The sequence below is a fragment of the Roseateles sp. P5_E8 genome, assembly GCF_054177665.1.
On sequence record NZ_JBGCUM010000018.1, the window covers coordinates 67,952 to 85,764 of the forward strand.

At 61.0% G+C, this 17,813-nt stretch carries 12 protein-coding genes and 1 pseudogene; 10 read left to right on the plus strand and 3 right to left on the minus strand.

All coding sequences use genetic code 11. The features are described 5' to 3' along the window. Positions 1-461: 461 nt before the first annotated feature. Positions 462-776: a hypothetical protein gene (locus ACXRVZ_RS13125; protein ID WP_458232471.1), complete on the minus strand. Its 315-nt coding sequence runs from the start codon at positions 774-776 to the stop codon at positions 462-464. Here ACXRVZ_RS13125 and ACXRVZ_RS13130 point away from each other — a divergent pair. The 8 genes and pseudogenes from ACXRVZ_RS13130 to ACXRVZ_RS13165 all read left to right on the plus strand — a co-directional run bounded on the left by ACXRVZ_RS13130 (position 669) and on the right by ACXRVZ_RS13165 (position 13,951). After that, positions 669-2,012: a TIGR03013 family XrtA/PEP-CTERM system glycosyltransferase gene (locus ACXRVZ_RS13130; RefSeq protein WP_457427189.1), complete on the plus strand. Its 1,344-nt coding sequence runs from the start codon at positions 669-671 to the stop codon at positions 2,010-2,012. The genes ACXRVZ_RS13125 and ACXRVZ_RS13130 overlap by 108 nt on opposite strands. A 117-nt stretch (positions 2,013-2,129) precedes the next feature. Beyond that, positions 2,130-4,229 (plus strand): XrtA/PEP-CTERM system histidine kinase PrsK, encoded by a 2,100-nt coding sequence (gene prsK, locus ACXRVZ_RS13135; protein ID WP_458232455.1) that lies wholly within the window; start codon positions 2,130-2,132, stop codon positions 4,227-4,229. Next, a complete protein-coding gene (prsR, locus tag ACXRVZ_RS13140; protein ID WP_458232456.1) occupies positions 4,226-5,587 on the plus strand; it encodes a PEP-CTERM-box response regulator transcription factor in 1,362 nt (453 codons plus the stop codon). The genes prsK and prsR overlap by 4 nt, the downstream gene beginning before the upstream one ends. Positions 5,588-5,684: 97 nt before the next feature. Next, positions 5,685-6,977 (plus strand): GNAT family N-acetyltransferase, encoded by a 1,293-nt coding sequence (locus ACXRVZ_RS13145; RefSeq protein ID WP_458232457.1) that lies wholly within the window; start codon positions 5,685-5,687, stop codon positions 6,975-6,977. Positions 6,978-7,030: 53 nt separating this feature from the next. Continuing rightward, on the plus strand, positions 7,031-7,741 hold the full coding sequence (locus ACXRVZ_RS13150; RefSeq protein ID WP_458232458.1) for a S1C family serine protease: 711 nt from the start codon (positions 7,031-7,033) through the stop codon (positions 7,739-7,741). Positions 7,742-8,072: 331 nt separating this feature from the next. Continuing rightward, entirely contained in the window at positions 8,073-10,841 is a 2,769-nt protein-coding gene (gene prsT, locus ACXRVZ_RS13155; RefSeq protein WP_458232459.1) for an XrtA/PEP-CTERM system TPR-repeat protein PrsT, read from the plus strand. Positions 10,842-11,537: 696 nt separating this feature from the next. Further along, positions 11,538-12,359, plus strand: a complete 822-nt coding sequence (locus tag ACXRVZ_RS13160) for a hypothetical protein (protein ID WP_458232460.1) — start codon at positions 11,538-11,540, stop codon at positions 12,357-12,359. A gap of 473 nt (positions 12,360-12,832) precedes the next feature. Then, positions 12,833-13,951, plus strand: a pseudogene (locus ACXRVZ_RS13165) (IS3 family transposase). Positions 13,952-13,987: 36 nt separating this feature from the next. Here the strand turns inward: ACXRVZ_RS13165 and ACXRVZ_RS13170 are convergent. Further along, complete coding sequence (locus ACXRVZ_RS13170) at positions 13,988-15,064, minus strand: molybdopterin biosynthesis protein MoeY (RefSeq protein ID WP_458232461.1); 1,077 nt, start codon at positions 15,062-15,064, stop codon at positions 13,988-13,990. A gap of 195 nt (positions 15,065-15,259) precedes the next feature. Here ACXRVZ_RS13170 and ACXRVZ_RS13175 point away from each other — a divergent pair, with 195 nt between their 5' ends. After that, positions 15,260-16,138: a ThiF family adenylyltransferase gene (locus ACXRVZ_RS13175; RefSeq protein WP_458232462.1), complete on the plus strand. Its 879-nt coding sequence runs from the start codon at positions 15,260-15,262 to the stop codon at positions 16,136-16,138. On the opposite strand, the gene ACXRVZ_RS13180 is transcribed toward ACXRVZ_RS13175, so the two are convergent. Further along, positions 16,139-16,930: a PEP-CTERM/exosortase system-associated acyltransferase gene (locus ACXRVZ_RS13180; protein ID WP_458232463.1), complete on the minus strand. Its 792-nt coding sequence runs from the start codon at positions 16,928-16,930 to the stop codon at positions 16,139-16,141. It lies immediately after the preceding gene. Between the two features lie 273 nt (positions 16,931-17,203). On the opposite strand from ACXRVZ_RS13180, the gene ACXRVZ_RS13185 reads away from it, so the two are divergent. After that, the gene (locus ACXRVZ_RS13185; RefSeq protein WP_458232470.1) at positions 17,204-17,812 is read left to right on the plus strand and encodes an XrtA/PEP-CTERM system exopolysaccharide export protein; all 609 of its coding nucleotides are present in this window, start codon (positions 17,204-17,206) and stop codon (positions 17,810-17,812) included. The last annotated feature ends 1 nt before the right edge of the window (position 17,813 follow it).

Below are 17,813 nucleotides of genomic sequence, written 5' to 3' on the forward strand. Positions count from 1 at the left end.
AGAACCCGCCTCTGGCGGGTTCTTCGCCTTTATGGCGCCTGGTTTGAAACTGCGCCGAGTTTTAGACGACAAATGAATGCGTCGAGCGAGAGCGTGATCGGACAGGTCGCCAATGGCGCTGGATTGATCATATTGCCGTGCAATATTCACGATCGGAGCTCGCGGTCGTGCGCGGGCGGCGTCGCGGCTTTGAAAAAACGGTTTTGTCGAATTTCAAATGTCCGCCTGTGCGTTTCGCACGCTTTGCCCAGCGCTGCGGGAGCGCTGTCATGGTGCTCTCGCCGGCTTTCGGGTCTACTGCCGCCGACGTGAAAAAGACCTTTGCCGCAGCCTGGCGTGCGGCGGCCTGACGAGACGGATTCAAGGGGCAGGCACCCTCCAAACGGGGGGCTTTCAAGCCCACCGGCCGGAGGCATGATGCCGGCGCGATCAAGGTTGGGTGGACTGTGCGCGTTGCGGCGTCAATCCCGGAGCTTGCAGTGCTCGCCCAGGCGGTCTCCGAGACGGCAGGCGAGCAATGTTCCGGCGGCCTCCGCGCCGGGATGAATGAATATCGGATATGAATTCTGAGTTTCGTTGATCGGATGGCAAATGCGGGAAGCGCCCAGCGGAAGTGATCGGGTACAAAAATGATTCGAATATTCAACCATTACCTGCATAAGCAGACCTTGCTCCAGGTCTTTTTCGATCTCGGGCTGATCGTTTTCGCCGTCATCGCCGTCGTGCTGAGTCAGGGCGAGGCTGCCCAGACCGTCCTGCCCTTCGCGGCCTCTCATGGCCTGTCTCTGGCCGGCTGCATGTTCGTCATCAACTCGGCCACGGGCTTTTATCAGCACGTGCACAACCGCTCCGTCACCGAATCTTGCGCGCGTGCATTGTTCGGTCTGCTGTTTGGCCTGCCCTTGGCTTATGCCATCTTCAGCCTGGTGCCTTCCGACACGAGCCACCGTGATCTGTTGACCCTGGTGGCGATGGCGGCCGTCGCGGCCGTCATGGTGCACCGCGTCTACGCCGCGCATTCGGGCGCACAGGCCCGCCTGCGCAGCCGCATCCTGATCTTCGGCACTGGCCCCGCCGCACGCACGGTTGGCAACACCCTGCGTGCCTCGGACCCGCACGCGCAGATCGTCGGCTATTACGCCGGGCCGAACGAAGAGCAGCACGAAGTGCCAGCCGCCGAGATCGTCAACGACGGTGCCAACCTGACCGAAGCGGCGCTGCGGCACAACGTCGACGAGATCGTCGTGGCCTTGAGCGAGCGCCGCGGCGGCAGCATGCCGCTGCGCCAGTTGCTGGACTGCAAGCTGTCCGGCGTGCGCGTCGTCGACATTGCGACCCACTTCGAAAAGACGCTGGCCCAGATCAACATCAAGCATGTCAACGCCGGCTGGCTGGTGTTCGGCGACGGGTTCAGCCAGGGCATGTTGCGGGCTGGGATCAAGCGTGTTTGCGACGTGATCTTCGCCACCCTCATCCTGGCGGTCTCCTGGCCGCTGATGCTGGTCACGGCGCTGGCCATCCGCCTCGAATCCCGCGGCCCGGTGCTGTATCGCCAGGAGCGTGTCGGCCTGAACGGCGTGCCGGTCAAGGTCATCAAGTTCCGAAGCATGCGCACCGATGCTGAGAAGGACGGCAAGCCGCGCTGGGCGACCAAGAACGACGACCGCGTCACCCGCGTCGGCCGCTTCATCCGCAAGGTGCGCATCGACGAGCTGCCGCAGCTCTTCAATGTGCTCTGGGGCGAGATGAGCATGGTGGGCCCGCGTCCGGAGCGCCAGTTCTTCGTTGATGAGTTGGTGAGCAAGATTCCCTATTACGCCGTGCGCCACAGCGTGAAGCCGGGCGTGACCGGCTGGGCCCAGGTGCGCTACGAATACGGCTCGACGATCGAGGACTCGGTCGAGAAGCTGCAGTACGACCTCTACTACGTCAAGAACCACTCGCTCTTCCTTGATCTGCTGATCATGCTGGAGACGGTGGCCGTCGTGCTGACCGGCAAGGGCGCTCGCTGAGCCAGTGTTGCCGGCCTCGGCGTAGGTGCCGATGCTGCCTGTCCGCAGCGCATGCTTGAATCTGCCATGCCCAGCGCCGAATTGGACTCCGCACCAGGTGCCTTGCTTGAGGCGCTCGTGCCCTTCGCATCCCTGAGCAGCCTGGGAGACCTGGTCTGCTGCGCGGCCTATGGCCTGTTTGCGCTCTATTTCGCGCAACGCCTGCTGCGCGGCAGCCTGCCGGTGACGGCCTTGGCGGTCGTGTTTCTTGCGGCCTTGGCGGCGAGTTCGGCCTGGGCCGGTTTCGCATTGGCGAATGAGMTGCGGCATTGGTCCGACCGCTTTCCCGCCTGGATCGTGTCGGGTCTTGACCTCCTGCGTTTCGGCCTCTGGTTTGCCTTCCTGCTGATCCTGCTGCCACCGGCGCGGCGCGGTGGCGGGCTGGCTTGGGTGAGGCCGGTGGTCACGCTGGCGGTGCTGGCGCAAATGGCCTTGATCCTCATGGCCGACCGGTTGCCGGCAGATGCCTTGGCGCGGCCGCAGGCCTTCGGCGCGCTGGGTCTGGCGGTTCTCGGGCTGGTGCTTGTCGAGCAGATGCTGCGCAACGTGGCCGCTGACGCGCGCTGGAATGCCAAGCCCTTCTGTCTTGGCCTCGGCGGCATCTTCATCTTTGACCTCTTCATCGGCTCGCAGGCCGCGCTGTTCCAGAGCTTTGATGGCGATGCCGTCAGCGTGCGCTCCCTGGTGCATGCAGCCGCCGTGCCCTTGCTTTATGTGGCATCGCGCCGGCAGGGCGGCTGGCTGGGCAAGCTCCATGTGTCGCGTGCCGCAGTCTTCCATTCGGCGGCCCTGCTGCTCGTGGGCGCCTATCTTCTGATCGTTGCCGGCGTCGGCTATTACGTGCGCTACACCGGTGGGCAATGGGGTCGGGCGCTGTCCGTGGCGCTGGTCTTCGTGGCGCTGATCGCCTTGGCTCTGGTCGTTGCCTCGGGCTCGGTGCGAGCCCGGTTGCGCGTCTACATCAGCAAGAATTTCTTCAGCTACCGCTACGACTACCGCGAGGAGTGGCTGCGCTTCACTCGGCTGCTGGCCAGCAGTGTCGAGCCCGAGCACACGGCGGAGACTGCTGTGCGTGCACTTTGCAACCTGGTCGAAAGCCCGAGCGGCATGCTGTGGATGCAGCGTTCGGCGGATGCCGAGTTCGTGCAGGCGGCCCGCTGGAACCTGCCCGCCCAGCCTGGCAGCGAGACACGCGAAGCTTCGCTGGCGACCTTCTGGCAGGAGCGCGCGTGGATCATCGACGTGGACGAATGGCGCATCAGGCGCGATGCCTACCCGGGCCTGGAACTGCCCGCCTGGCTGGTGGACGAGCCGCGCTGCTGGCTGGTTGTGCCCTTGCTCGTGCGCGAGGCCTTGATCGGGTTTGCGGTGCTCGGCAAACCGCGCGTCGTCGTTGAGCTGAACTGGGAAGTGCGTGATCTGCTGCGCACGGCCGCCAGCCAGGCATCCGGCTATCTGGCCCAGGCCCAGGCTACCGAGGCGCTGCTGGAGGCTCGCAAGTTCGACGCCTTCAACCGCATGTCGGCCTTTGTCGTGCATGACCTGAAGAACATCGTCACCCAGCTCTCGCTGATGATGAAAAACGCCAAGCGCCTGCGCGACAACCCCGAGTTCCAGCAGGACATGCTCGATACCGTCGAGAACTCGCTCGAGAAGATGCGCCAGCTCATGCTGCAGCTGCGCCAGGGCGACAAGCCGCACGGCGTGACGAGCGGCGTCGACCTGGAGCAGATCGCCAAGCGCCTGGCTGCGGCGGCCGCAAGCAAGGGCAGGGCGTTGGAACTGGAGCTGCAGCCTGGTGTCAACACCCGCGGCCATGCCGAGCGCGTCGAGCGCGTGCTCGGCCATGTTGTGCAGAACGCCTTCGATGCGACCCCGCCGGGCGGCCGGGTTCGCCTGACGTTGGATGCCGAAGGCAGCCAGGCCCGGGTTCGTGTTACCGATACCGGCTGCGGCATGAGCGAGGATTTCATTCAGAATCGGCTCTTCAAGCCTTTCCAGACCACCAAAGCCAGCGGCATGGGCATAGGTGCTCATGAGAGCTATCAATATGTGCAGGAACTGGGAGGCAAGATCAGCGTGCAGAGTGAATTGAACCGTGGCACCGCCGTGACGCTGCTGCTGCCCTTGTTCCATGCCCAGACCGCCGCGCCGCTGACTGCCGTGGACGCGCGATGAACACGCCCCGCCATGCGCCGCTGTTGATCGTCGAGGACGATCTCGCCTTGCAGAAGCAGCTCAAGTGGTCGCTGGACCGCTTCGAGTCCGTCACTGCTGATGACGTCGCCAGCGCGGTGCTTCAGTTCCGCCGGCATAGCCCGGCGGTTGTCACCATGGACCTCGGCCTGCCGCCGGACCGTGACTCCGTCTCTGAGGGTTTCAAGTGCCTGGAGAAGCTGCTGGAGCTTGACCCTGGCGTCAAGGTCATCGTTCTGACCGGCCAGAACGACCAGGGCAACGCGCTGCGCGCCATCCGCATGGGCGCCTACGACTTTCTCGCCAAGCCGGTCGACCCCGACGTGCTGAGCCTCACGGTCGAGCGCGCCTACCGTCTCTACGAATTGCAGCAGGAGAACCGCCGCCTGCAGATGCAGCAGAGCAGCGACGTCTTCTCCGGCCTCATCACGCGCGACCCTGGCATGCAGCGCGTCTGCCGCATGATCGAAAAAGTCGCGCCTAGCGATGCGACGGTACTGCTGCTGGGCGAGAGTGGCACCGGCAAGGAGGTGCTGGCCCAGGGCCTGCATGACGCATCCAAGCGCAAGGGCCGCTTCGTCGCCATCAACTGCGCGGCCATCCCCGAGACCCTGCTGGAGAGCGAGCTTTTCGGCTACGAGAAAGGCGCCTTCACCGGTGCCAACAAATCGACACTGGGCAAGATCGAGACGGCCAACGGCGGCACGCTGATGCTCGACGAGATCGGCGATCTGCCCATGCCGCTGCAGGCCAAGCTGTTGCGCTTCCTGCAGGAGCGGGTCATCGAGCGCGTCGGCGGCCGCCAGGAGATTCCCATCGACGTGCGCGTCGTTGGCGCGACCCACCAGGATCTCAAGGCGCGCATCGCCGACGGCCGTTTCCGTGAAGATCTCTACTACCGCCTCGCCGAGATCGTTGTGGAGATCCCGCCGCTGCGCGACCGTGTGGGCGACCCGGTGCTGCTGTCGCACGCCTTCGCGCGCCGCTTCGCCACCGAGATGCGGCGCCCCGTGCCGACACTGTCCGACGATGCTGTGCGCGCTCTCGAAACACATCGCTGGCCGGGCAACGTGCGCGAACTGCAGAACATACTCAAGCGCGCCGTCATCATGGCGGATGAAGATCGCATCGCTGCGGCTGACCTGGGTCTGCGCGCTGCGCCATCGGCCGCCAGCGACGACAGCGATCTGGACCTGCGCGCCGTGCGTGAGAACGCGGAGCGCCAGGCCGTCATCACCGCGCTTGCCCGCACCGACGGCAACATCGTCAAGGCGGCCGAGCGGCTGGGCGTCAGCCGCCCGACGCTCTACGACCTGATGAACCGGTTGCAGATCAGATGACGACGATGAGGGCGAAATGCTGGCGTCCCGGGCAGCGGGCGGCGTCAAACTGACGTCTGCCGGCCCGATCATTCAATAGGCTGACGAGGAGCCCGCGATGAGCACGACTCGACGTTCTCCTGCAAAGCGATGGTTTCACCAATTGATGCGGCAGGTGTTTGCCCGCCTGCCCGTACGCGCCCGCTTCGCGATGTATCGCGCCACGGTGGATTGCGACCCCGATCCTGATCTTCGGCTCGAGCTCAAGGTGGCCGAAACCCAGCAGGAGCTGGAGGATTGCTTCAGGCTGCTGCACGACGCCTATGTGGGCAGCGGCTTCATGAAGCCCGACCCGTCGGGCATGCGGGTCACGATCTATCACGCGCTCCCGACGACGACAACGCTCTGCGCCAAATGGGAGGGCCGGGTCGTCGGCACGATTTCGATGATCCGTGAGGGTGTCTTCGGCTTCCCGCTGCAGAGCATCTTCGACCTGGAACAGGTGCGCAAGGCGGATGGCCAGATCGCCGAAATCTCGGGGCTTGCCGTGCACCCGGATTTCCGCAAGAGCGGCGGCACCATCCTGTTCCCGCTGATGAAGTTCATGCGGGAGTACTGCGTCGAGATGTTCGATGTCCGCCATCTGGTCATTGCCGTCCATCCGGACCAGATCGACCTCTACGAGGCGCTGCTCTTTTTCGACCGCCTGCGCGAGGCGCCCGTGGCCGAGTTTGACTTTGTGAACGGCGCTCCCGCGGTCGGCGCGGCGCTGGACTTGCAGGCGGCCCCCGCCATCTTCAGGCGCGGCTATCGCGACCGGCCGCCGCGCAAGGACCTGCGTCGCTATTTCTTCGAGCTCAAGCTGCCGCATATCAAAATGCCGCAGCGCCGGTATTTCACGACCAACGACCCGGTCATGACGCCGGATCTGCTCGACTATTTCTTCAATCGACGCACCCAGGTTTTCCAAAACCTTGACAGCCGCCGCAAGGCATTGCTCGGGGCCATTTACAACAGCCCGGAATACTTGCGTGTGCTGCCCCTCGTCGGCGGCGAGGCGTCTGCCGGGCACCCGCTGCGCCGCCACCAGCGCTATTCATTGCGTGCGCCGGCCGAACTCAAGCTCGAGATCGACGGCGTCGAGCGCCTGTTCGTCTTCAACGTCGTCGAGGTCTCGCAGTCGGGCTTCCAGGCCGAGTCCCGGCTCGACCTGCCGCTCAATATAAGGGGCGAGGCCCGCGTCCAGCTTGGCCGGCAGGATTGGTCGCGCAGCGAAGTGTGCGTGGTGCGCTCCAAACAGTCCGACGGGAGCCGCTTCTATGGTTTTCGGGTCAGCGAGCCGGACGACACCTGGCGCCGTTGTGTCGCGGCCCTAGAGGGCGGCTTCACGTCGCGAGACCTTCTCCAATGAGGTGCCATAGCCTGCTTTTGTGGCTTGGTTTTGTCCCGTTTTGCGCGGCTGCTGTGGATTTGCCCGCACTGATCGAACGCAGCAAGCCCTCGGTCGTCCTTGTTGGCACCTATTCACCAACCGATAGTCCGCGCTTCGGCTTTCGTGGCACGGGTTTCGCTGTCGCGGACGGCACGCTTGTCATTACGAATGCCCACGTGCTGCCGTCGCCGGACGTGACCGAGACCGAGCAGCGCGTCAGCATCCAGGTACGTGCCGCCAATGGCGAATGGGAGTTGCGGCTGGCGCGTATGGCTGCGCTGGACCGTGCCCACGACCTTGTTGCGCTGGGCTTCGAGGGTGCAGCCGTCCCTGCGCTGCGCATTGCCAGCCCGGCATTGGCCCGCGAAGGGCGGTCTGTCCTGATCATGGGTTTTCCGATTGGTGGCGCGCTTGGCTTTTCCACAGTCAGCCACCGCGGCATTATTTCCGCGATCACGCCGATCTCGCTGCCGGCCGCAAGCGCCCGCAGCCTCGACCCAAGAGCGCTGCGGCAGCTTCGTGACGGTAGCTTCGACATCCTGCAGCTCGACGCAACCGCCTACCCGGGCAACAGCGGTGGCCCGGTGCTGGATCAGGAAACAGGCGAGGTCGTCGGCATTCTCAACATGGTGCTTACGAAGGCGGGCAGGGAGTCGGCGCTGAGTCAGCCCTCCGGCATCAGCTACGCAATCCCGTCTTCCTTGCTTGCGCCGCTGATCGACAACGCCAAGGCGCCCAAGTGACGCTCGCCCCTAGTAGGGATTGCGTGCTCTGTGTTTGGCAAACACCTGTCGTTATCGTCGGTGTCGGGCTTCGATCAGGCTCTTGCTGGTGGTCATCTTTCACCGCATTTGGGTGGGGAATCTACGGAACCCCTCAAAGGTTTAGTTGATACGATCCACTAAAAATTGCCGCGGCGATGACGCGGGCAGGGGGCATTGTTGATGCGCGGTGACCCAGAGTCGGTGCGTTCTTTGGGACTCATCTCGTAACGCTCATGCGCGCTTGCAAGCGTCCCATCCTTAAGCCTCGCGCATCGCCTGCGAGGGAAATTAATTAATCGGCGATGCATAGATGAAAACGGTCAATAAAAGTGCTTTGGTACTCATCCTGTTGTCTGCAATGCTCGCGGCTTGCGGAGACAAGAATTTTGAAGATTCATTTAAGGATGCCGATAAATACACCGCAAARGGCGACTATCGGGCAGCAATCATCGAGCTGAAGAATGCACTCAAGATGGATCCAAATTCGGGGCCTGCCAGGTTCAGTCTCGGCCGAGCGCTAGTCCTGACAGGCGACATGCGAAGCGCGCTGGTCGAGTTCAAGAAAGCTGAAGAGCTTGGCTTCGAGAAAGACAAGGTTTTGCCGGAATTGGCACAGGTCTTGTTGCAAGAGCAGCAGTATAAGAAGTTGATCGAAGACTACGGTGACCTAAAACTAGGTTCATCGGAAGCTCGGGCCGACGTGTTGACATCGGTGGGGTTGGCGCATCTCGCACTCAAGGATGCTGCAGTCGCTGAAAAAATAATATATGAAGCTGCTGCTCTTAGCCCCCGCAGCGAACGAGCTCAACTCGCCGTTGCAAGTCTTTCGTTGCAAGCTGGAAATGCATCGAAGGCGTTGGAAGTGGTTGAAAAACTTCTGGCGGTAGCCCCCAACTTTTCGCGGGCTTGGGTCATGAAGGGTGAATTGTTGGGTCATTACATGGCTCAGCGAGAAAATGCACTCGCTGCAATGCAGCAAGCTCTTAAAGTTGACAAAAACTCGATCGGAGCGTACGGTGGGATAATTTCCCTGAGTCTGGGCCTGGGAAAATTGGATCTTGCTAAGGAAAATCTTGGGCAGATGCGCAAGAGATTTCCAAATCATCCTTTGGAAAGTTATTACTCTAGTCTTGCGGCGCTTAAGGGGGGCGATCTCGCCGAGGCTAGATTGCATGTCAATAAGCTCTTAAAACTCACTCCAGGTGAGCCGCGAGCTCTTGAGTTGGCCGGCGCCATAGAACTGCAGCTTGGCAGTGCGTTGCAGGCCCAGAAGTATCTGGAGCAATCTGTGCTTGCATGGCCCGAGGGCGTCACGGGGCGATTGCTGCTTGTTCGTACTTATTTGATGGGTGGCAATCCAGACAAGGCTTTGGCCGCATTGCAGCCTATATTGAATCAGCAGAACCAGGAGTCCTTGGTTTCTGCGCTGGCGGCAGAGGCGTATCTCCAGCGTGGTGACCTTGCGAAAGCCGAATCGTATTTCGATGGTGCTACAAAGCAGGATCCAAAAGACCTAAGAAGTAAGACGGCTCTTGCTTTTGTGCATATTGAGCGCGGCCACCCCGATCAGGGTTTCGATGAACTGAAGAGCCTTGCGTCGGTGGACAAGAATGATGCTATTGATCTGGCGCTGATCRACGCACACCTAGGGAGGGGTGAATTTGACAAAGCGCTGGCGGCCGTTGACGCTCTGGAACGCAAAAAGCCTCAGCAGGCAGAAGCTCCGGCGCTGAGAGGCCGTATTGAACTTGCGCAGGGTGGCGAGAAAGCGGCTCGGGCAAGCTTCGAGCGCGCGCTGGCGCTGCGGCCGGATCACTACTTATCTCTGGTTAGCCTGGCTAATTTTGACGTGAGAAAGGGTGATTTTGATGCGGCGGTCGATCGAGTGAAGAAGGTTTCGGAAAAATATCCGAGCAATGCCGAAATTGAGGCGATGTTGATTGCGCTGCGTCGCGATGCGGGCACTCCGCCTGCCGACCTTTTGCCTACGCTGAAGAACTTGGTCAAGAAGAATCCAAACTTGCCGAAGATTCGTCTTGCTTTGATCGGAACATATGCTGATATGGCCGATACAAAAGGTGCGCTGAACGCTGCGCAGGAGGGGTTGAACGCCCTTCCTGAAAGTGCGGAAATGTTGGATGCGGTCGGGAGAATGCAAACTGCTGTAGGAGATAGCAATCAAGCGGTCAGCAGCTTTTCTCGTTGGGCAGCGATGCAGCCAAAATCTGCTCTGCCTCATTTGCGTCTTGGGCAGATGTATTTCGCGAGGGGCGAGTTTTCGGCCGCAGCATCAGCCTTCAAGAGGGCTAACGCCTTGGACCCAAAGAATTTTGACGTGATGATGTGGTTGATCAAATCATACGTTGACGGATCCAAGTTGGAGGATGCATATAGCTTTGCAAGACTAGTTCGTTTGAACGTGGATGAGAACTTGGGCAACGCGCTTTTAGGCGAAATCGAGAGTCGACAAGGGAATTGGGCCAAGGCTGCGGATGTCTACGGCCGGCTGTTCCAGCGCGAACCACGCCAAGCAGGCTGGGCGGTAAAATTGCATCATGCGCTTCTGCTCTCCGGAAAGACCGAGGAAGCGAAGCGAGTCGAAGCCGGCTGGCGTGCAAACCATTCGCGGGATGGCAGATTTGTCGAGTATCTTGCTGGTGAGGCTGTATTGAAAGGCGAGTGGCCGAGGGCTGAGCGGCTGTTCGCGGAATTGGTCGACCAGGATCCCGGCAATGCGGGCGCATTGAACAATTTGGCCTGGGTGCTTGGAAAGCAAGGCAAGCCTGATGCTGCAGAATGGGCGAGGAAAGCTGTAAAACTTCGTCCTCGCGAAGCGAATTATTGGGATACCCTTGCATCCCTGCAGGCCTCTGCAGGACAGATGGGCGCGGCGATTGAAAGTGAGAAGAAGGCCATTGCTTTGGATCCGGGTGTTCCACAGCAACGTTTGACGCTCGCTGAAATGCTAATTAAGAATGGCGATCGGCAGCTTGCAAAAAAGGAATTGGACTGGCTGAGCGGATTGGGTGAAAGATTTGACCGGCAGGTGCGTGTCAAAGAACTGCTGGAGAAAATCTAGATCGGTTTGTCCGCAGGAGTCATTTGGACGCTGTTACTCTGCGCATATGCGTTCGGTACCTTATTTGTCGGAAGAAAAGGCGGCCCGGCCTGCTGGAGGGGCGGAAGCGGTTTTCTCGACGAGAACTCTAGAGGCTTCTGCGTGACTGCCGAGCCTTTGGCGAGCGCATAGGGGCGCTGGTGCAAAGCGCTGCACGGCACGACAGAGTGGCGCAGGCACTTCAAGTTCGGGCGCTGCGCCACCAAACCAGGACATTCAGCACTGCAAACTCCGGCATCGGCTGCGCCGCTGCCGGAGTAAAGGCGTGGAGCGCCAAGCGCTGAAAATCTCCAAGGACTCGCGCGTGCTGCAAGCCTGGCGCCTCGGGACAAGCTCGCGCACCGGAGTCGACTGGGCGTCTTGATGACGGGCCTCGACGATGTGGCCGGCGTCCGGCGGCTTATGCCATCGGCGCCGGTCGCTTCAGGATCGAGTCATTTGATCGCTAGCGGCTTGAAGCGGCACTCCCAAGGTGTCGGAGATCTTTACAGCTAACGTGTGGTAGAGCCTCTCTCGACCGTATGGAGGACGCAAGTTGTTGAATTTAAAAGGATATTAATATCTGGCACGGGCGTTGCTAACAGGAAGGACGGCGGCGCTGCCGAGCTCGCGACAGCAAGCAGGCTGCTCCTTATCTAATCCCTCAGGAGAATCATGATGACTTTTGCCAAGAAGCTGATGCACGCAGCGTCGGTGGCTCTGCTCGCAGGCGCTGCCGCACCTGCCTTCGCTGCATACCAAGTGCTTGACGGTTGGGAATTGCTGACGCCGGTCACGGACACCAAGCAAATCGGCCGCCTGAACCTGGTGAGTGGCACTGCCACCGTCAACCAAGAAGTTGATGGCACCGGTAACGCCTTCGTCAATGCCAAGTTCACTGAATCTGGCCAGATCTTCAGTGTTACCTACACCAAGGAAAACGTGGTTGGCGCTGGTGACTCCGGTTCGCCCTCGTTCTTGGGTGACTTCCTGACGCTGTCCTTCACGAACGTGGCAGGTCACGTGACCGCTTTGAATCCTGGCGGTGGCTTCAAGTACGTTTTCGACTCGGGCAATTTCGCGATCGCGGGTACTGGCGGTTCTTACGCGTCCGGTACAATTGTTGGCCTCGGCGGCAATTCCTCGAGCACGGCTGTGATCGGCGGCATCAACGGGGACTCCACCGTTCTCGGTACGGTGCTGAACTACCTGAAGACGCCGTTCGACTTCAAGGACAGCGCTGGTGTTTCCCTGCAGTCGGAAATGGCTGCGGGCAATGTGCTGTTTGAAGCTGTCACCAACAACAACACGACCGGCGTGATCGGCGCTGGCGCTTGCAGCTTCGTGACCTACGGTGCAGGCAACGGTTGTGTCAGCCTGACCGTCGCTTCCGCTGGTGATGCTTACCTGGTGCGCAAACTTCCCGAGCCGGGTTCGCTCCTGCTGGGCGGTCTGGCACTGGTTGGCCTCGGCTTCGTGCGTCGTCGTCAAAGCAAGTAAGCTGCGCTTCCGCAGTATTGGAAAAAGGGTGGCAGTTGCCACCCTTTTTGTTTTTCCGCCGGACATCTGACCGAGTGCTTGCCAGAGTTGGTGTTCCGGAGTCAGTGATAACGTAAGCGTGGCCTCACGGCCCTTTGGTGTGGCGGTGGCATCGTGAGCAAGATCGGCTGATCCTGCGCACTCGAGATGGTGTGCATCAGGCTTCGCAAGCGCACACCATGGCCAATCAGGACACACTCTCCAAGCGCCGCAGGCGCGACCACAGCCCCGAGCTCAAGCGCGAGCTTGTCGGGCCAATGCCTGCTGCCCGGCGCGTCGGTCTCATGCATCGCGATGGCCCACGGCATCAACGCCAACTTGGTGTTCAAGTGGCGCTGACCTGCCCGGTTTCTCCGAGACCCTGATTCCAGAGAAGATGGCTCCACCCCCCCCCCGAGGAGCCCATGAGAAAGAGTCGATTCACGGAAGAGTAGATGGGGGCGATCATGCGCGAAGCGGACCGCACCAGGGTGGCCGAGGCGGCCAAGAAGCACAAGGTCAGCGAGCCCACGATCTACGCCTGGCGCAAGCAATTTGGCCAGCTGGAGGTTGCTGACGTCAAGCGCCTGAAGGCCCTTGAACTGGAGAACAGCCGGCTCAAGAAGCTGCTGGCCGAGCATGATCTGGACATCGAAGTCCTCAAGGAGATCAACGCAAAAAATGGTGAGCCCGCTGGCTCGACGCGCCCAGGTTGACCTCGCTCGCGAGCGTGGCCTGAGCCTGCGTCGGGCTTGCGGGCTGATCGGCATGTCGCGCGCCACGCCCAGCAAAAGCGGCGCCTGCCGGCCAAGGATGCGCCGGTGATCGATGCGATGAAGGAGTTGTCGGCCCAGTACCCGCGCTACGGCTATCGGCGCATCCGCATCTTCCTGCGACGGCGCGGCTTCGAGCTGAGCTGGTCGCGCACGCATTGGCTGTGGCGCTAGGCGGGCCTGCTGGTGCCCAGGAAGCGCACGCGCAAGCGCATTGCGTCCACGATGCCTCGCGTGCACACGCCCTTCAAGGTCAACATGGGCTGGGCCTACGACTTCGTCTTCGACACCACGGCCACCGGCCAACAGCTCAAGTGCTTGGTCGTCATCGACGAATACACCCGCGAGTGTTTGGCCATCGACGTCGCCGGCTCGATCCGTTCCAAGCGGGTGATCGAGGTGCTGTCGCGCTTGGTGAGTGTGCATGGTGCGCCGCTGTTCATGCGTTCGGACAGCGGGCCAGAGTTCGTCAGCCAGGCCATCCTGGAGTGGATCGCCAGCGCCGGCATCGCCGCCGTGTTCAACGACCCTGGCAAACCCTGGCAGAACGGTACCGACGAGAGCTTCAACGGCAAGTTCCGCGACGAGTGCCTGTCGGTCGAATGGTTCCGCTCGCGCCGCGAGGCCAAGGTCGTCATCGAGGCCTGGCGCCAGCACTACAACGAGGTCAGGCCGCACAGCAGCCTGCAATACTTGACCCCGATGGAGTTCAAACAGCAACGCCGTCAAGACCTGCAACCCGCCGTCTTCTGGAATTGCTGTCACAGGATTCCCGAGCAGGTCAGTTCGATGTGCATTTGAGTCCTCGCCGCGGTTGAGCGCGGACGAAATGCGCAGTCACGAGCGCATGAGGCTTTCTAAATCTCGGCGCGTGGATCGGGCCTTGGCGGATTGGCCGGCGCCGATTCTTCCCATGAAGACGGCATGGACGGCATTCTCCTCACCAATCAGTCCAGCCAAGCGATCTGCCACGCGCTCTGCACGTTCCATTGCATTCGCGCTGTCAGAGAATTTGAGGCGGTTGCGGGCATAGCGAGCGAATACCAGTGGCGTCACTTCGGGTTGAAGTTGCAGGCCCAGTAGCGCGGCGGTGAGCCAAAACCGCTGGGTGACACGGCCAGCAGCCACGTRGTCGTCAATGGTCGATGGCACATGGTTTCTTGCGCAGATCACGAAGTGCGCAGCACAAGCGAGGCCTGGGATGAAGTCCAATTCAATGCGGGGCGCCCACGTGCCTGCGAGGAAGCGGTTGAAGATCTGGACGCGCGACCAACTCTTCATGACCTGTCGCATCAATAGCAAAGTCGGCTGACTTGCGCCAAGAGCCTGGTCCGGCACTTTGTCTTTGCTGACGTGCGCATGCCATTCGATGATGTCCCGATGAACTTCGTAGGCCTCGCGTATCGTCAGGCGAATCTTGGCTGAGTGGAACATCAGTTTGGCTGCGCGTGCGCGCATGCCAAATCCTTCCAGCCAATGGACTCGATGATCAGGGCCCACCGCGTCTTCAAGTTGCTGACGCTCAACGGTAGTCAAAGGTCGGGTTTGGAGTGCGCGACGCTGGACGCTGCGCTGCTCAATCACCGTCGCGAGCGGATTGACGGTCACGGACTCACACCGACGGAAGGTCAGCGCGAACCGAGGTCGAGTTTCTGGGGCGTCGGTTGCGCGGATTGCGTCCACCTCCAATCCATGCGCGGACGCCGCGATGGCAATGGTTTCGAGCAAGGCGCCCAGCGAGATCTGGCTAGGGTGTCCATCGAGGTCGTAAACACAATGTTCGCGAGTGTCGAATCCGTGCACGATCACTCGATCCGGTCCAGCAACCTCGAAGCGCCAGGGCTGTGTGTTGTCGCCGCTAGGAGCCCAGCGGGCTTTATCGAGGATTTGCCGAATGCGGCTGTCGTTGTCCATGTCAACCTCCTTTCTTGAAGGGCGGTGGTAGCTTCCCGCGATGGCGCACCGAAGGTGATTGCTGCATCATGCCGCCCTCACCGGCATGCCGCGTCTGACCAGGTTGCGCGTCAGGGTAGGCGGAGTTGTGCCCTTTGGCCGGCAGGCGCCTTGTTCTAGGCTGTGCCATCGATTCAGGATCATAAGGAGAAGCGCGTGAATCAACCCAATTCGTTCAAGTATGCCGGAGCATTCTCGCGGAACATTGGCTGGGTTACTGAGGCAGAGCAGCAAAAATTACGGGCTTCTCGTGTGGCTATCGCGGGCTTGGGTGGGGTTGGTGGCGCCCATTTGTTGACGTTGGCGCGGCTAGGTGTGACCAATTTCAATATTGCCGATTTTGATGAATTCGGTCTGCAAAACTTCAATAGACAGGTGGGCGCGTTCATGTCGACCATCGATCGGCCGAAGGCGGAAGTCCTCGCCGAGATGGTGYGCGATATCAATCCTGAAGGGGATATCAGGATTTTTCCAAAAGGTGTGACCGCCGAAAATCTCGATGAGTTTCTTAGCGAGGTCGATGTATATGTCGACGGTATCGACTTCTTTGCGCTGCCTGCGCGGCGCATGTTGTTCAGGGCCTGTTACGAGCGGGGTATCCCGGCACTGACGGCGGCGCCGCTGGGCATGGGAGTGGCCTTGATGTATTTCAAACCTGGCGCCATGAGTTTCGAGCAGTATTTCCGGGTGGAGGGCCGCAGCGAAAAAGAGCAGTACGCTCGCTTCATTGCCGGCCTTTCGCCGGCAATGCTGCAGCGTGGCTATCTGGTGGAGCCGTCGACCGTGAATTTCGACGAGAAGCGGGGGCCGTCGACCATGATGGCCTGCGACCTGTGCGCGGGTGTCATGGGTACATCGGTGCTGAAGGTGCTTCTCAAGCGTGGGCCCATCCGGCCGGCGCCCTGGGGTATGCAATTCGATGCCTATCGCCAGAAGTTGCGCTTTACCTGGCGCCCCTTTGGCAATGCCAACCCGATTCAGCAGCTGATGTTGATGCTGATCAGGCCGCTGCTGGAGGGCAAGGGGTCTCGCTGATCAGCCGCCGTGGTGCCATCCATTCGCCTTGAGGGCTTCGATCGCTTCCGGGTGGCTGGCGAAGGCCTTTTCGACGGATTTCTGCACCACGTCGTAGAGCGGGCGAATCATCGGGCGCAGATTTTCAACCACCTTGCTGGAACTGAGCAGGGATGGCACGCGCGTGCCGCGGTGCTCGATGGGGTTCCCCACAGTACGGATGTCGAAACCGATGCGTAGAAAGTGGCTGGCCAGCCGAGGTTCTGTCAGCACGAAGACATGTTCCACGCCGAGGTGTCTGGCAACGGCGGCGGCGGCAAGATAGAGGCTGACCGGAATGAAGGGGAAGCGCGGCATCGGTTGATCCGGCGCGAAATTCGTTTCGGATACCGAGGTCATGGCGACGCCTTGTTCGCCCTTGCGCTGCCGGAAGGCGCTGACCACGGCCAAGCGTGAAACTTCACCGATGGAATTTCTGGGTAGTTTCTTCGGGTCGACGATGCTGCGATCGAGGGCGTCGTGACAGCTCTCTTCGAACGGTAGATCCTTACCCTGCCGAGCCAGGATCAAGCGGGTGCATCCGACCGGGTCCAGCGTGCCCTGCTGGCRCAGCAGGCAATGGACGGAGTGCAGGTCGACGTCGTCAGTTTCCATGCCATCGGCCCTGATGGGCTCCCATCCGAGGTCGCGGCAGTACACGTCGTGTCGAATGCGGTAGACCTCTTCGCGCGTTTCTCGTGTGAGTGCGGGCGTGATGGTGAAGTAATTCTGGAACGCTACGGCTAGATCGCGGGTTCCTTGCGACTCAAGCATGTGAGAGCCCTTTGAGTTTGTGTGCATGGTAGCCTCACTGTGAGTTTTGACGGCGGCTGGCTCCGAGGGTGTGCCGGAAAACACGTTCTCCCCCCGAATCGGCTGCTGGAGCGGTGACCGGCCTATGGCATCATGCAGCGCGCCAAATCTGGCCTGGGCGGTTGCTTCAGGCCTTAGGCTTTTTGATGATCAGACTGGAGAGGACTCGCCTTGAACGCCATTCATGCTTCGAATCGCATTGATGCGCAATTGACGTCATCGAGCGGCGTGCAGGTGCGGCGCGGGCTGCGGGGGGGGGTTCTCGCACTCTTGGCGGTGTGGCTGGTGGGGTGTGCAACCCCATCGCATCCGCCTGCGCCGCTCAAGGTGGCAGGCGATGAATACAGCTACATCATCGGCGCCGGTGACAACCTCAACATCCAGGTCTGGCGCAATCCCGAACTGTCCATGGCTGTGCCGGTTCGACCCGACGGCAAGATCGCTGCGCCGCTGGTGGATGAGATCGTTGTGCAGGGGAAGACCTCGGTCCAGGTCGCGCGCGACGTGGAGAAGCAGCTCAGCAAGTACGTGCGCGATCCGGTCGTGACCGTCATCGTCACAAGCTTTGTCGGCCCGTACAGTGAGCAGATTCGCGTCGTGGGAGAGGCTGCGAAGCCGCAGTTCCTACCGTACAAGCAGAAGATGAGTTTGCTGGACGTGATGATCGCCGTGGGCGGCCTGACGGACTTCGCGGCGGGCAACAGCGCCACCATCTTGCGAACGGCCGAAGGCAACCAGCAGTACTCGGTGCGCTTGAAGGATTTGATCAAGCGCGGCGATGTGTCTGCCAATGTCGAAATGCGGCCGGGCGACATTCTGATCATTCCGCAGAGCCTGTTCTGAA

Excerpts from the sequence above, each read along its gene's own strand:
- ACXRVZ_RS13145 (WP_458232457.1), top strand. The coding sequence starts at position 5,685 with ATGAGCACGACTCGACGTTCTCCTGCAAAGCGATGGTTTCACCAATTG.
- prsR (WP_458232456.1), top strand. The coding sequence starts at position 4,226 with ATGAACACGCCCCGCCATGCGCCGCTGTTGATCGTCGAGGACGATCTC.
- ACXRVZ_RS13160 (WP_458232460.1), top strand. The coding sequence starts at position 11,538 with ATGACTTTTGCCAAGAAGCTGATGCACGCAGCGTCGGTGGCTCTGCTC.
- ACXRVZ_RS13125 (WP_458232471.1), bottom strand. The coding sequence starts at position 776 with ATGAGAGGCCGCGAAGGGCAGGACGGTCTGGGCAGCCTCGCCCTGACT.